Raw genomic sequence first — 13,192 nt, 5'->3', positions numbered from 1 at the left:
CATTACAACTCCGGTTTCAAAACGGATAATATCTTTTCAGCAAAAGTATCAATAGAATATAAAAAATCATTTCCTTCTTCTGATAGATCTAATTTGAATTCTTCTTCAACATTGACGATCAAATCCAATGAGTCTACCGAATCAATCCCCAGTTCGTCATATAACAAAGAATCATCATTTATATTTTCCACCTCCACATCAACATCAAGAGTTCGTACAATAATTTGTTTTAATTTGCTAACAACATCTCTTTTCTCCATTACCTTACCTCCTCTTTAATTAAAATACATGTATTTCCTTCTTTCAAATGAATTAGAACTTGTAGCGGTTTATCTGGAACTACCGTCCGTTTCACTTTAATTGATTCAACGATTTTGCAAGCTATAACTACAGCTATACTTGCCGTCGCTCCTTCATAATCCTCCAGCATCATTAATTTATTAGTATCCAGTTTCCCATTAAGAGTGAAATCATTACTGATAACATATGAATAGTCATCATTATTTATCTTATCCTTAATATGGCTCGAATTTATAATCTGAATTTCACCATATACTTTTGCACTTCTTAAAAATGCATTAGTACTTTTCTCTAATAAAATTGCAGCAACCCCCTCCTCCTTTTCAGTACCGGATTCATTGGAATAGAAATAACTTTTGTTGTTAAAATAAACGTCAACACCTCCAACTAAAAAAAAGGGGGTTTGTTCACAATCTCTCAAGTTATTATAACCAAGACGAATAGCGCTGAAAGACGATTCCTTATCTCCGGAAAGCATCATACTTGAACCTCTCATCCCCCACTCGGCAGATATTTCACCGGTTGGAGCACAACTAGTCGAATTTGCAAACTTTGATGAATTAACCTTCTCACACTTTGTTTCACAAGCCATATCGTAAAACTCCATAGCTTTATCAAAAGTTGAAAAAAGCGAGTTAAATACAACACCGCTATTTTCCAAAACTTCCTTTTCAACATTAGCATCATGAATGGCTTGACCTGCAGCAATAACTGATAACACAGAGGCATTACTCATTTTTTTTATTTTGAATTTGTTTATATATTTGCCAACATCAATATTCAAATTATCAATATTAATAGATTCCGTTATTTTCAACGATCTCTTCTCTATCCGATTTAAATAAAAATCTATAAGATCATCCAAACTAGGGTACGAAGCAGTAATTGCAGCGACACCTGTGACAACTATTTTTTCGTCCTGCAACCTATTCATCCTCCCAACTTCTTCAATAAACCTTTGAGAAAATAACACTACTATTATGCCCTCCAAATCCAAACGAGTTTGACATTACATGTTGAATTGGAGCTGCTCTACCAATGTTTGGTACATAATCAAGGTCACACTCTTTATCAGGAGTGTTGTAATTAATCGTAGGGGGAATAAATTCATTAACTATTGATAAAATACTTATCAGCCCTTCTAATGCACCAGAGGCTCCTCTTGTATGTCCAAGCATCGACTTTGAAGAGCTTATTGGAATTTCTTTTGAATTTTCCTTAAACACTTGTTTAATCGCCTTTGTTTCCATCCGATCGTTTAATTTTGTCCCGGTGCCGTGCGCGTTGATGTAGTCAATAGCTCCATAACTCAAATTGGATTGTTGTAATGCGGCATTCATACACTTGGCTGCTCCTGTTCCTTCTGGATCCGGTGTAGCCAAACGATATGCATCATTACTAATCCCTCCTCCAGCTATTTCTACTAGATAAGGTATCTTTCTTTTTTTTACGCTCTCCTCATTCTCAATAATTATGGCCGCTGCACCCTCCCCTAAAACTATCCCATCCCGATCGTCATCAAAAGGCTTAATGTTTGTTTTGGAAATAATACCCAAAGACTCGAATCCTAAAAAATCATAGGAGGATAACGCCTCAGTGCCAATCACTATTACACAATCCAACATTTCTTTCCTGATCATTTTAGCCGCTTCAATAAGGGCAATCGTACTAGATGCGCATGCAGACGTAAAAGTAGTTACAAACATAGGTTTAAAGGGTAGTTTCCCAGTTAAGTATTCAGCGATGCCATTGTATGGTTTTAAAGAATTGTCCTTCAAACGATTAATATGACATATTAATCCTCTTTCACTTTCTAATACAGGAATAATTCCAGTAGCAGTACCAATAAACAAACCCACCCGTTCACCGTTCTTGTAAGAATCTAGTAGATGACTCATTTTGAGTGCATCCTGAAGTACGCTTTCAGCAAGCTTGAATGCTTTAAGAGGCTCCTCTAAAGGATTTGAATCTGTTGCTGCGCACAAGAAAGTTTTTGTTTCTCCTAAAATGGAAATGGATTTCTCTGTAACTCCTGAAACTCCTTGAGCCAGGCGTGAAAAAAATGTATCGGCATCATTCCCAAGAGCAGATACTACACCTAAACCAGATACAACGGCTCTTCCCATTTCTAATCCTCCTTCATTACAACAGTAATACTTCCCTCTGCCACTAATTGTTCGTTACGATATATCTCACCACTAAAAACATCACTTTTGCTAATTTTTCTTACATGCTTTACTTGTATCCGAAGTAACTGATCTGGCAAAACAAATTTCCTAAATGTAAAATGATTTACTTTCATCAAATATCCCTCTTGGCTTTTGTTCCATCGAATCGCATTTAAAACTGCAGCTGCTTGAGCCAAGGTTTCTATTAAAATAACGCCGGGAACAATTGGATTACCAGGAAAATGCCCAATAAAGAACTGTTCATCACCTCTGAACAATTTCTCACATACAATTTGCTCTTGAGTAAAACCAACTATGTTATCTACAAACAAGAACGGACTTCTATGAGGAATCAATTTCAAAATTCCATCTTGCTCCATTAAATTGAGTGTTATATTTTCTTCCATGCCAGAAACATCACTCCATTTCTCAAACCATCATTTTCCAGGTCTTTTTTTTGATGAGATGTTCACATATAATAATTTTTTTTGGTACCTTATGTGCTGACATTTTCCTGCGGCAATACCTTAATATTTGTTCCTCATTTATTGTTGTTTCATCGTTAAGTACAACTTTAGCGATTATTAAGTCTCCCCTTGAAACATTGCTTTCCGCCTCAACTAATACATCTTTGAAGTATCCACTCTGCATTAAAATTTCCTCAACATCGTGCTTAAATACTTTTTTTCCTGCCACACAAAACATTTCTTTTTTTCTGCCGGTGATAAATAATTCTCTAATTTCCAAGACATAACCGATATCACCAGTGTAAAACCAGCTGTCTCTTAATACTTCTTCAGTCTCTTTCGTTAAATTATAGTAGCCCCTCATTAATTTAGGTGTTTTCAGTAATATTTCGCCTTCTTGACCATAGGCCAATTCATTTCCATCCTCATCTACAATCTTCGTTTGCAATGAAGGTAACAACGTACCAACTGAATGTTGCTTACTGTAATAACAGTTTTTGTTAACTGCTATCGTATTAGTTTCACTTGAACCATATGCATTAATAATTTGAATATCATTTTTCTCGTAATAATATTTCACAACACTATATGGCAATGGAGCACCGGAAGAGATAAACTTTATGTGCTTCATATCTTGATTAATCATATTTTTTATTTTTTCGAGCATTGTAGGTACACAAGAAAAGACAGTAGTATTCCATTTCTGAATATGTCTAACGATATCATTTAAGTTTTTATTATCATGTAGGACAATTGTTGCCCCTATGGATAATGGTAATAATAAATTTGTACATAATCCATAGCAGTGAAAGAAGGGTAATACATTAAAGAAAACGTCCTTTTCATCTACATCTATTACATCTCTGAGCTCTTGTATGTTAAATAATAAATTATGATGTGTTAACATTACGCCTTTAGGTTCTTTAATTGTTCCCGATGTATAAATAAAACATAACAGATCATCCGATACAACTTCTTCAGATTCACCTATACCATCATGAGTCAACAGTGCATTTCCTAAAATCTGGTAGTCTTTATAGTTGCTATGAATATAATTTTCATTGATTATATATCTAAGCTTGGAACTACTAAGCTTGGAAATGACCCTTTCGTCCACTAGCGTTTCATATATGACAATTGCAGTTGCCTCGGAATCATGAATAATAGAATACAATTCTTCTCTAATATTTAAATCTAATGGGATAACTATACAACCTATAGAAGTTAATGAAAAAAAGTAATTCACGAATGAGTAGTCACTGTTTACAAGAAGAACAACCTTATCACCTTTTCTAAGGCCTAATTTTCTGAACTCCCGGATCGTCTGTTGAATTGACTCATAAAGTTGACCATAGGTTATATGTTGATCCCTGTATACTAGTGCAAGATTATTTTTCTTTGTCTCAACGCCCCTCTTTAACAACTCAAGAATTGTCATTTCTATCTCTCCTCAGTTCATTTCGATTACAATTTTAACATTCTTCTGCAAGTCCAGTTCCTTTGAAAAGAAATGCTGTACTAAATCTATCGGCACCATTCTTGTGATCAGCTTCGTAATACATTTCTCATTCCGTTCAATTATTCTAATAGCTTCTTGAAATCCCCCTGTCCCACCAATACTTCCAATAATATTTAAGGACTTTTTTATAACCATCCCAAAATCTATATGAATAGAATTCTGATGGCCAAGGCATAGCAAAGTCCCCCCTGATCTCAATAAGTGAAGTGAAGAGACTATAGCATTTTCGTTGCCTGATGCTTCAATAATAAGATCAAAGTGGTTTACATACTCAGATACATTCTTGGTCATATCTGCATGAATAGGGGTTGCATTTGTCAGTCCCATCGATTGAATAGTACGAATATTCACTTCTTCCACATCTGAGATTGTAATATTGGAGACTCCCTGATCAATTAGTGCAATTGCACTCAGTGCACCAATGCCACCTGCACCCAAAATAAGAACTTCTTTGGCTTCAGATAATTTTTGACTGCCTATTTTTTTAATTCCTTCAACGGCCACCGCCAATGGTTCTGTTAAAACATAGGGCCGGGTAACAGCAGTTTTAGGACATTTATATAAATATTTCGAAGAAATCTTAACATATTGAGAGCCTGCCCCATCTATTGTAATTCCCCGTTTTTGAACTCTTTCACATAAGTTTTTATTCTTTTTACATTGCTCGCAGCTGCCACAATAGATTGAGCAGTCTCCAGTAACTAAATCTTTTTCGCACCATTTTGATTCTGCACTTATGCCAGTTGCAACTACTTCTCCTATCCATTCATGGCCTAAAATTATAGGATATCGATGCGGAGCCGTATATTGACCCTTATATAATTTAATATCTGATCCACAAAGAGCCACATAATGAACTTTGATAAGCACTTCATCTGGAAGTAAATGATCATCAATTGGTTTATTTATACACTTTAGCTGTTGTTTGGATTCTATCACTAAAGAGAGGTTATTCATATTATCACCCCTCACCGTTTTTTATCAGAACTCTCAATGTACCCATTTAGGTCAAGTAGTCCATTTCCACTAAAACACATTAAGATTGTCTTTTTTTCATTATTTACTTTTGCAGAAAGTGCCTCGTCGATCGTTGCTTTAATCGCATGACAAGTTTCAGGTGCGGGAATGCTGCCATACAATTTGGTAAATAACCTTCCCGCTTCAAAGATCTCCTCTTGATCATAAGAAACCGCATCAAGTATTCCCTTATTTCTGAGCATACCTACCATAGGGGAGCCATTATGTTGACGTAGTCCGCCTACATGAGAGGATGGGGGCATAAAATCATGTCCCATTGTATAGGATAGAGTTAGTGGAGTAATTCCTAATGGATCTGAAAAGTCATATTTGTATTCACCCTTGCTTAATCTTGGAGAAGCATTCGATTCTACCGCCAATAGTTTAATATTTGAAGGGTTCTCCACTTTTGCCTGTATGAATGGAGCCATAATTCCGCCGAGATTACTGCCCCCACCACAGCAAGCAATAACTGTATCAGGCATATCCCCTGCTATCTCCAATTGTCTATAGGTTTCTAACCCTATTATAGATTGGTGCAGTAATACATGATTTAAATTACTACCTGACGCATATTTGTATTCTTCATTCTCCAACGTATAACTAATTGCATCACCAATTGCTGTTCCTAAAGAGCCATAGCTATTAGGATCTTTTTCCAACAAAATCCGTCCTGAACTTGTTAACTTGCTAGGCGAAGGATATATTTTCCCCCCAAGCATTTCACTCCAGTATTTCCGGAATGGTTTTTGCTCCATTGAAATTCTCACCCAGAACACAATGGCTTCAATATTAAACATGTTACATGCATATGACAGACCTAACCCCCACTGACCTGCACCGGTCTCGCTTATTAATCCTTTTACGTTCTCATTTTTTGCGTAGTATGCTTGTGGTATTGCCGTATTCAATTTAAAACTATGTGTAGGTAAAAAATCTTCTCTTTTTATATATATTTTTGCTGGGGTATCTAAATATTGCTCTAATTCTATCGCTCTCATTAACGGAGTTGATCTGCCAACTTGTATATATTTATCTAATACTTCACCTGGAATGTCGACCCACTTCTCTTCAGTACCATCCTGATCTAACATAGCTTTTGTTCTTATTTTCTTGATAACATCCAGCCTTGACCCTCTGTCATCATTCGGTTCCTTTAATGGAGGAAGTTTGTCTGGTAGCACAGATTTTATATTTAACCATTGAGTAGGGAGATCTTGTTCTTTTAGAAAAAACATATTTTTCTGCATGGATTATATTCTCCTAACTTATCGTTATTTTATTTGGTCTATACACTTGATTTCTTTTATTTCTAAATGACTCCAAATCATAATTTCCATAAACTACTCCTTCAAAAAAGGCATCTTTTCCATGATCCATTTCAAATAATTTATTATTGCCGGATAGATGCGGATTACTATAAACATTGCTTATCCCTTTAAAAGTTAAATTTGTATTATCTTTTATCCCACAACCAGAAGCGACAACTATAAAACAATCTAAATCAATTGTCCTTGCTTTTACTATCGATAAATACGAGTCCGAAAATTCTGATGGAATTTGAACTAGACAAATCAGAACCTCTACATTTTCATCCAACAATTTTTGGCATATTGTAAATGAATTAATATCATTGCCAAGCAATAACCCGATTTTTCCAACATGTGTCTCATAACAATGTACATTTTCGCCGGCAGTAATAATTTCCTTCTCGAAAAAAGTAAGATTGATTTTTTTGTGCATACCGAGTAATTCCCCTTCAGGAGATACTACAATAGCGGTGTTGTACAATTTACTATTTTCTGAAATTAAAGTGCCACAGACTATATATAATTTGTATTTCCTTGCCATTTTAAGGATAAAATCAATACACTCCTTTGAATCTTCTGAATCGAATTGATTATTAAGCGAATTTCCCAATTCAAGCTGATAATTAAAACACTCTGGAAAACATACTAATTGCACATTATTCCGTGAGCATTCCTCAATATAAATCTCACATTTATTAAAGAATTCCTCTTGTTTGTAGGTATTAATATTTAACTGAACCATTCCCACATTAACCATTTCATCACCTCATTCACTTCTTAACAAACATTTTCGAGAATGGCTTTAAACTTTTTTTCAAGTATTCAATATATTCTTCCCTTTCTTCCTTATCGAAGATATTTATTATAATGTTGTCTCTAACAGATTCAGGAAAGTTACTTTGTAATTCTTCTGTTATAAAATCGGCACTATAGCTTTCTTTCAAATCAACCGTTATGTTCATTTGCTTATTATCATATTCCACACGATAGAACTTATTATGACTCTCACAACTCATAATAAACTCTTCTAATTTCAAATATGAAATCTGCCATTCACCTATACGAATTACATCATCAATCCTTCCATAATGCTGCATAATATCCGCTGTGTTGCCACATTCGCAGGGCTGAGTGCTAATGCTCACTTGGTCATTTGTTTTATATCTAATTAAGGGCATCACTTCATTTTCCAGGCTAGTTATAACCAGTTCTCCTTTGCCCTCACCTTTTATGTTATGTCCGCTCTGAACATCAATAACCTCGTAATTATATCTATCATCCATAATATGCATATTTCCATGATGACAAGTAATTGCCAAAGAACAGGTTTCGGTCATTCCATAAGCATTAAAAACATCGGCTCCCCATATTTCATTAATTTTCTTTGCTTTGGATTGATTCGCTGTTTCTCCGATGTTTAAAATCTTTTTAACGGAAAAGTCCATTTTCGCACAGTATCCCATTTTTTGAGCAACTTCTGACAGCAGCAGCACTCTAGTTCCTGAAGCCACCATAATTGTAGGCTGAACTTTATATATAAGATCTACTGTCTTTTCCCATGAACAAAATTCATTAAGTACACCACATGCCACTTGAGTAATTCCTATTAAATCAAATGTTTTCTCAAGATCCTGGGCTGGAACAGATAATTCATACGGTGCTGAAATTATTGCGATATCGTCCTCTGAGAATAAATCCATTAGTCTGTAGGCTACATAAATATTATTTTGGAACCAATCCTTCTGAGAAAAGTATGCAGAGGTCGGAACACCTGTCGTTCCGGTGCTTTCCGCATAATGACTAACTTTTTCAAGACTCGAAGCCAATAGTCCAAATGGATATTGTTCCCGTAAATGTTCCTTCGTTGTGAATGGTAATTTTTGCAGGTCTGACTCCTTTTGAATAGATTGAATATCAATAAGGTTATCTTTGTAGAATTTAGAATAAAAATGCGAGTTTTCAGCAGCATAATGAATTTCTTTAATCAGCTTCTGCTCAATATACGATTTTTTTTGTTCTTTAGATAAACTTTGTGTATCCTCCAGATTTTTTAAGGAGTCCAGTTTTAATTCAGATTCTCTTTTAAGTTGATCTATGCTATTTTTAGTAATCAATCGAACGCCCTCCCAAGTTAAAAGGAATCATTGATCGCTTCTTTTTGAATCTCCGGGTTTACCTCTACCATATAACTTTGTTCTGGTCCCTCAATGCAGGAGCCTATTTCATTTAGCAGAACAAATCTAATACCATGAATATCCTTTTTGTTGTCTAGTTCCATACGTCTCATTATTGTCTCAGAATTAAGCACATCCGGAACTTTCGTTGGAGTTCCCAGTGCCTGTAATATATCGAGGTGCTCTTCTACTTCATCATGACTTAAAAGACCTAATTTATTACTAATACGAGCAGCAATTATCATCCCTATAGATACGCATTCTCCATGGGAGTATTTTCCTTTTAATAATTTTTCTATCGCATGCCCTGTGGTATGGCCGTATTCAAGTATCATTCCAAGAGCCTTTTCAGATGGATCATTTTTAATAATTGGTAACTTTGACAAGATACTTATCTTAACGAGATCAAATAAGTTCTCTTCATTAAAGACCAGCCCCTTATTTATTCTCTCTTTCATCTCATAAAAGAAATTTCTATTAAATATCAATCCATTTTTAATTGTTTCTACCAAAGCCCCCCTAACAAGTCTCTCAGGCTCACTAAGCAGAAAGGAAGTATCCACAAAATTAAAAAGTGGTGTGTAATAAGATCCAATCATGTTTTTCCCAGACATAGAATTTATAGCTTGTTTCCGGCTCAGTATACTATCCGTTTGTGACATAAAAGTAATAGGAATATGAAAAAATCTTATTCCTCTAAAAATTAAAGCAGCAGCTAACCCAACTATATTTCCTATTACTCCTCCTCCAAAAGCAATCAAAACTGAACTTTTAGTTATGTTTCTTTCAAATAGCTCCTCAATTAAGTAATTGCAGGTCATATTATTTTTGTTTACTTCACCTGCAGGCAAAACAATTAATTCCACTGGATAATTCTTACTTAAAAAATCATAAAGTGTTTGGCCATAAATATTCATTATATTGAAATCTGTTATTAAGAAATACTTATCTGTTTTTAACTCATTCATTTTCTCGGGTAAAACGCTTTCCCAGATCTTACTACCTAAATAAATAGGGGTTGACTCCTGCAAAAACGTTTCCAAAACTATTTCTTTAATCATCTTCAAGCTCCTTTTAGTAAATTTTATGAAAATTAAAGGACTTCTGATTAGAATTAATATTTTGCATACTCGCTAACTTTAATTCCCGCTCATCTTGTGTATAAGCTTTCAGCTTTACATAATCTCTCAATGAGCTTGGGAATCGACATAATATATCCTCTTTACTACTTTCGAACAGATCTGGATTAATAGCATCCATATAAATTGATATGCTATTTTCGTTATATTCAACATCATAATATTTGTCTTGGAGCCCACTGCTAAACAAAATATTTTCAATTTCCTGATAGGTGAGCGTTTGATTATGGACCGAGATCTTATTGCTCGATTTACCATAACGTTTGAGAACAGTCCGACTATTATCAAATTCATCTTTCCTATAAGATAAAGATGCTAATTCGCCAGTTCTATATCTGATTAGAGGCAATGCCTCATTATCTAAAGACGTTATGACAAGCTCTCCTACTTGCTTTTCAACTAACACTTGATTGGTATAAATATCTATAATCTCAAAATAAAACTTTTTATCCATCAACAAAATATCTCCATTTTCATCTGAAACACCCAATGGAGGAAGCCCATCAATTGAATACAAATCAAAGACTGTTGCATCCCATATCTTCGCAACTCTATTCCGTTTTGCTTTACATAGATTTTCTGATACGTTAATAACTTTATTTATATTGAAATCCCTTTTTAGATCAAACCCCATTTTAGTTGCAACATCCGCTATTATAAAAGAATGAGTAGCTGAACAAACTAGTACATTAGGTTTCACTGAAGATAATAAGTTAAAAAACCTATCCCATGGACAAACTTCGTTAAATATTCCACACGAAATTATCGTAGCACCTAAAATTTCAAATACTCGCTCTAACTCTTGGGCTGCAATAGACAATTCATATGGTGATGCCACTACAACTATATCTTTGGGTGTAATTTCACCTAGTAATTCGTTTGAAACGGTAATATGATCGTGAAACCAACTGTGTCTGGAATAAAAAAAGGAAATAGGGCAATCTGCTGAAACTGATTCCGAATAGTGACTTAAATCCGAAACTTTAGCTGATAATGCCTTTAAAGGGTAGGATTCTTCTAGTTTTTTTCGAGGAAGTAAAGGTAGTTCTTGAAACTGATTTATATTTTCTATTTTCACTATCTGAGTTGCATCAAGTTCATAATATCTTTTATAAAAGTCAGAGTTGTTAATAAAATTATTTATTTTCTTTAAAAATGAGGCTTCGAATTCATTAAAGTTTGTTTTATTTTCTTCGTTAATTTCTGATGCTAATGATTCAATCATTTCTAGTTTTAGCTCCAAACTGTATTTCAACATATTTATACGTGAATCAACAGTTGGCATTCTTATTTTCTCCCTTCAACAATTCCCTGAAACTCAATCCAAATCTCACCCTTTACATCTTTAAAATTACTTTTCTCAAATAAGCTAATATAATCGGATAGTGAAAATTTCAAGTGAACTTCATCTGCATCTGATTCAGGATCCGTTCCTTTATGCCAAGCTTCGATTTCCTTATTTCGTTCGGGATCTGCTACTTTAATAAAATCAGATATCACTAGTTTTTTCCCAGGTTTCAAAACACGATAGATTTCGCTTAATAAAATCTCAGTACGTTCACTATTTTCATGAAGTACATAGGACATAACTACAGCATCAAAGCAATTATCCGAAAATTCCAAAGAGCAAGCATCCCCTAAACAAGGCTTAATAATATGATCAAGCCCCCGCTTCTCTGCTTTTTTTTGCATTACATCAAGCATTTCTTGTCTCGAATCCATTCCAATCACTTTTCCGCTTGCATTAACCTTTTGAGCAGCTATCAAACTTAAAAATCCAGTTCCACATCCTATATCAAGGACACAATCACCTTCTTTTAGATCCGCATGTAAAATTACAGCTTCATTTTCCTTTAACGCGATTCTTAAAGGACCATCCAAATAATGAACTACTTTTTCCAGTTCTTGAGAGGAGTAGCTTTTCATAGCACTTTCTTTTTTCATTGACTCGTCTCCTTAACATCTATTGTTATTAGCATCTCTACAAACTTATCTATCAAGTCTATATTCAAATGATTATTTATAACTATTCTTAATGCATTTTTAAATCTTCTTGAAACAGATACAATAAACCCCTTTGTTTCTAGTTGATTCATCAGATTATGTGCATTATCTACATAAAAGGTAACGATATTTAATTGAGGAGTACAGACCAATGTATAACCCAACTGTTCTAATCGTTCAATCAAATATTCCGTACTTTCATAATTTTTTTTTGTTATCTGGATGAACCCTTCCATTCCCAAATATTCCAAAATTGCATATACCGCGAGTACACTAGCCCCACCTCTAGTGCCAGATAACGTAGTATGTGCTTGTGTCCCATAAAAATATGAATTAAAAGTTAAGTAGTTTTGGATATCTTTGTTCTTAAAGAGAATACCGCCAGCAGGAATGGGAGCAAGTCCATATTTATGTGGATCCACTGTGATTGAACTAACTCCATCTATAGAAAAATCAAATTCCGGCAATGAATATCCTAATTTTTTGGCAAATGGGATGATGAAACCGCCTGTAGCTGCATCAACATGAAGATAGATTTTATTTTCGCGTGCAATTTCAGCAATTTGCTCTATAGGATCAATACAACCCAACTCACTACTCCCGGCATTTACAACAATTGCAATCGTATCTTTTCCAATTTTGTGAATCAAATCACTAATATCCATTGAGAAATTTTCATCAGTCTCAACAATTTTGTATTTTAGGCCCATAAATTCTATCGCTTTTAATACAGAATAGTGAGTTGTTTCTGTAAACAGAATTTCAGGTTTTTCTACTTCTGGCCGCATCTTTTTTGCAACTTGGAGAGCTAGAAAATTCGCTTCTGTTCCCCCTGAGACAATATTTCCAACCATGTCTGGCCCGTGAAATACCTCTTTCAAGAGCTCTATTACTTTACTCTCGACTTTAGCAGTTCCTTTAAAGATTCTATTATCTCCCAAATTAGTATCTAGTCCCTTAATAAAAGCTTCCACACCAATATGTAAGGGCTCGGAACAAATTGAATTAAAAACAAATGGCCATTGTATATCTGCTTTTCTAATATCACGTATTTCTTTCATAATCTCATTACTATTTAAGCCTATTTGTCTCAC

At 34.6% G+C, this 13,192-nt stretch carries 13 protein-coding genes; all 13 read right to left on the bottom strand.

Annotated features, from left to right (window positions below; all coding sequences use genetic code 11):
• Positions 1–2: 2 nt before the first annotated feature.
• The 13 genes from B9T62_RS36375 to mfnA are packed head-to-tail and all read right to left on the bottom strand — an operon-like array spanning position 3 to position 13,192.
• Positions 3–260, bottom strand: a complete 258-nt coding sequence (locus B9T62_RS36375) for an acyl carrier protein (RefSeq protein ID WP_087919708.1) — start codon at positions 258–260, stop codon at positions 3–5.
• Entirely contained in the window at positions 260–1,225 is a 966-nt protein-coding gene (locus B9T62_RS36370; protein ID WP_157794150.1) for a beta-ketoacyl synthase N-terminal-like domain-containing protein, read from the bottom strand. The genes B9T62_RS36375 and B9T62_RS36370 overlap by 1 nt, the downstream gene beginning before the upstream one ends.
• Before the next feature lie 22 nt (positions 1,226–1,247).
• The gene (locus tag B9T62_RS36365) at positions 1,248–2,426 is read right to left on the bottom strand and encodes a beta-ketoacyl-[acyl-carrier-protein] synthase family protein (protein ID WP_087919706.1); all 1,179 of its coding nucleotides are present in this window, start codon (positions 2,424–2,426) and stop codon (positions 1,248–1,250) included.
• A gap of 2 nt (positions 2,427–2,428) precedes the next feature.
• Positions 2,429–2,875 (bottom strand): 3-hydroxyacyl-ACP dehydratase FabZ family protein, encoded by a 447-nt coding sequence (locus B9T62_RS36360; protein WP_087919705.1) that lies wholly within the window; start codon positions 2,873–2,875, stop codon positions 2,429–2,431.
• A 22-nt stretch (positions 2,876–2,897) separates the two neighbouring features.
• Positions 2,898–4,373: a class I adenylate-forming enzyme family protein gene (locus tag B9T62_RS36355; protein ID WP_087919704.1), complete on the bottom strand. Its 1,476-nt coding sequence runs from the start codon at positions 4,371–4,373 to the stop codon at positions 2,898–2,900.
• A gap of 12 nt (positions 4,374–4,385) precedes the next feature.
• The gene (locus B9T62_RS36350) at positions 4,386–5,411 is read right to left on the bottom strand and encodes a zinc-dependent alcohol dehydrogenase (RefSeq protein ID WP_087919703.1); all 1,026 of its coding nucleotides are present in this window, start codon (positions 5,409–5,411) and stop codon (positions 4,386–4,388) included.
• 11 nt (positions 5,412–5,422) lie between these two features.
• Positions 5,423–6,721 carry a TrpB-like pyridoxal phosphate-dependent enzyme gene (locus B9T62_RS36345; protein WP_087919702.1) on the bottom strand — a complete coding sequence of 433 codons (1,299 nt, stop codon included), beginning with the start codon at positions 6,719–6,721 and terminating at the stop codon, positions 5,423–5,425.
• A 13-nt stretch (positions 6,722–6,734) separates the two neighbouring features.
• On the bottom strand, positions 6,735–7,538 hold the full coding sequence (locus B9T62_RS36340; protein WP_087919701.1) for a carbon-nitrogen hydrolase family protein: 804 nt from the start codon (positions 7,536–7,538) through the stop codon (positions 6,735–6,737).
• Between the two features lie 13 nt (positions 7,539–7,551).
• Complete coding sequence (locus tag B9T62_RS36335) at positions 7,552–8,895, bottom strand: phenylacetate--CoA ligase family protein (RefSeq protein WP_087919700.1); 1,344 nt, start codon at positions 8,893–8,895, stop codon at positions 7,552–7,554.
• A gap of 17 nt (positions 8,896–8,912) precedes the next feature.
• Positions 8,913–10,016, bottom strand: a complete 1,104-nt coding sequence (locus B9T62_RS36330; protein WP_087919699.1) for a 2-deoxy-scyllo-inosose synthase — start codon at positions 10,014–10,016, stop codon at positions 8,913–8,915.
• Positions 10,017–10,029: 13 nt separating this feature from the next.
• On the bottom strand, positions 10,030–11,379 hold the full coding sequence (locus B9T62_RS36325) for a phenylacetate--CoA ligase family protein (RefSeq protein WP_087919698.1): 1,350 nt from the start codon (positions 11,377–11,379) through the stop codon (positions 10,030–10,032).
• Positions 11,380–11,381: 2 nt separating this feature from the next.
• Entirely contained in the window at positions 11,382–12,038 is a 657-nt protein-coding gene (locus B9T62_RS36320) for a class I SAM-dependent methyltransferase (protein ID WP_087919697.1), read from the bottom strand.
• Positions 12,035–13,192, bottom strand: coding sequence for a tyrosine decarboxylase MfnA (gene mfnA, locus B9T62_RS36315; RefSeq protein WP_087919696.1), 1,158 nt, complete (start codon positions 13,190–13,192; stop codon positions 12,035–12,037). Before mfnA ends, B9T62_RS36320 begins: the two co-directional genes overlap by 4 nt.

This window comes from Paenibacillus donghaensis (assembly GCF_002192415.1).
GTDB lineage: Bacteria > Bacillota > Bacilli > Paenibacillales > Paenibacillaceae > Paenibacillus_AQ > Paenibacillus_AQ donghaensis.
The sequence above is the reverse complement of the archived record's forward strand: the minus strand, read 5'-3'. Positions and strand labels throughout refer to the sequence as shown.

What these genes read in the sequence shown, in the direction of transcription:
- B9T62_RS36360 (WP_087919705.1), bottom strand. Translation starts at nt 2,875, where the DNA reads ATGGAAGAAAATATAACACTCAATTTAATGGAGCAAGATGGAATTTTG.
- B9T62_RS36330 (WP_087919699.1), bottom strand. Translation starts at nt 10,016, where the DNA reads ATGATTAAAGAAATAGTTTTGGAAACGTTTTTGCAGGAGTCAACCCCT.
- B9T62_RS36325 (WP_087919698.1), bottom strand. Translation starts at nt 11,379, where the DNA reads ATGCCAACTGTTGATTCACGTATAAATATGTTGAAATACAGTTTGGAG.
- B9T62_RS36355 (WP_087919704.1), bottom strand. Translation starts at nt 4,373, where the DNA reads ATGACAATTCTTGAGTTGTTAAAGAGGGGCGTTGAGACAAAGAAAAAT.
- B9T62_RS36320 (WP_087919697.1), bottom strand. Translation starts at nt 12,038, where the DNA reads ATGAAAAAAGAAAGTGCTATGAAAAGCTACTCCTCTCAAGAACTGGAA.
- B9T62_RS36365 (WP_087919706.1), bottom strand. Translation starts at nt 2,426, where the DNA reads ATGGGAAGAGCCGTTGTATCTGGTTTAGGTGTAGTATCTGCTCTTGGG.
- B9T62_RS36340 (WP_087919701.1), bottom strand. Translation starts at nt 7,538, where the DNA reads ATGGTTAATGTGGGAATGGTTCAGTTAAATATTAATACCTACAAACAA.
- B9T62_RS36345 (WP_087919702.1), bottom strand. Translation starts at nt 6,721, where the DNA reads ATGCAGAAAAATATGTTTTTTCTAAAAGAACAAGATCTCCCTACTCAA.
- B9T62_RS36375 (WP_087919708.1), bottom strand. Translation starts at nt 260, where the DNA reads ATGGAGAAAAGAGATGTTGTTAGCAAATTAAAACAAATTATTGTACGA.
- B9T62_RS36350 (WP_087919703.1), bottom strand. Translation starts at nt 5,411, where the DNA reads ATGAATAACCTCTCTTTAGTGATAGAATCCAAACAACAGCTAAAGTGT.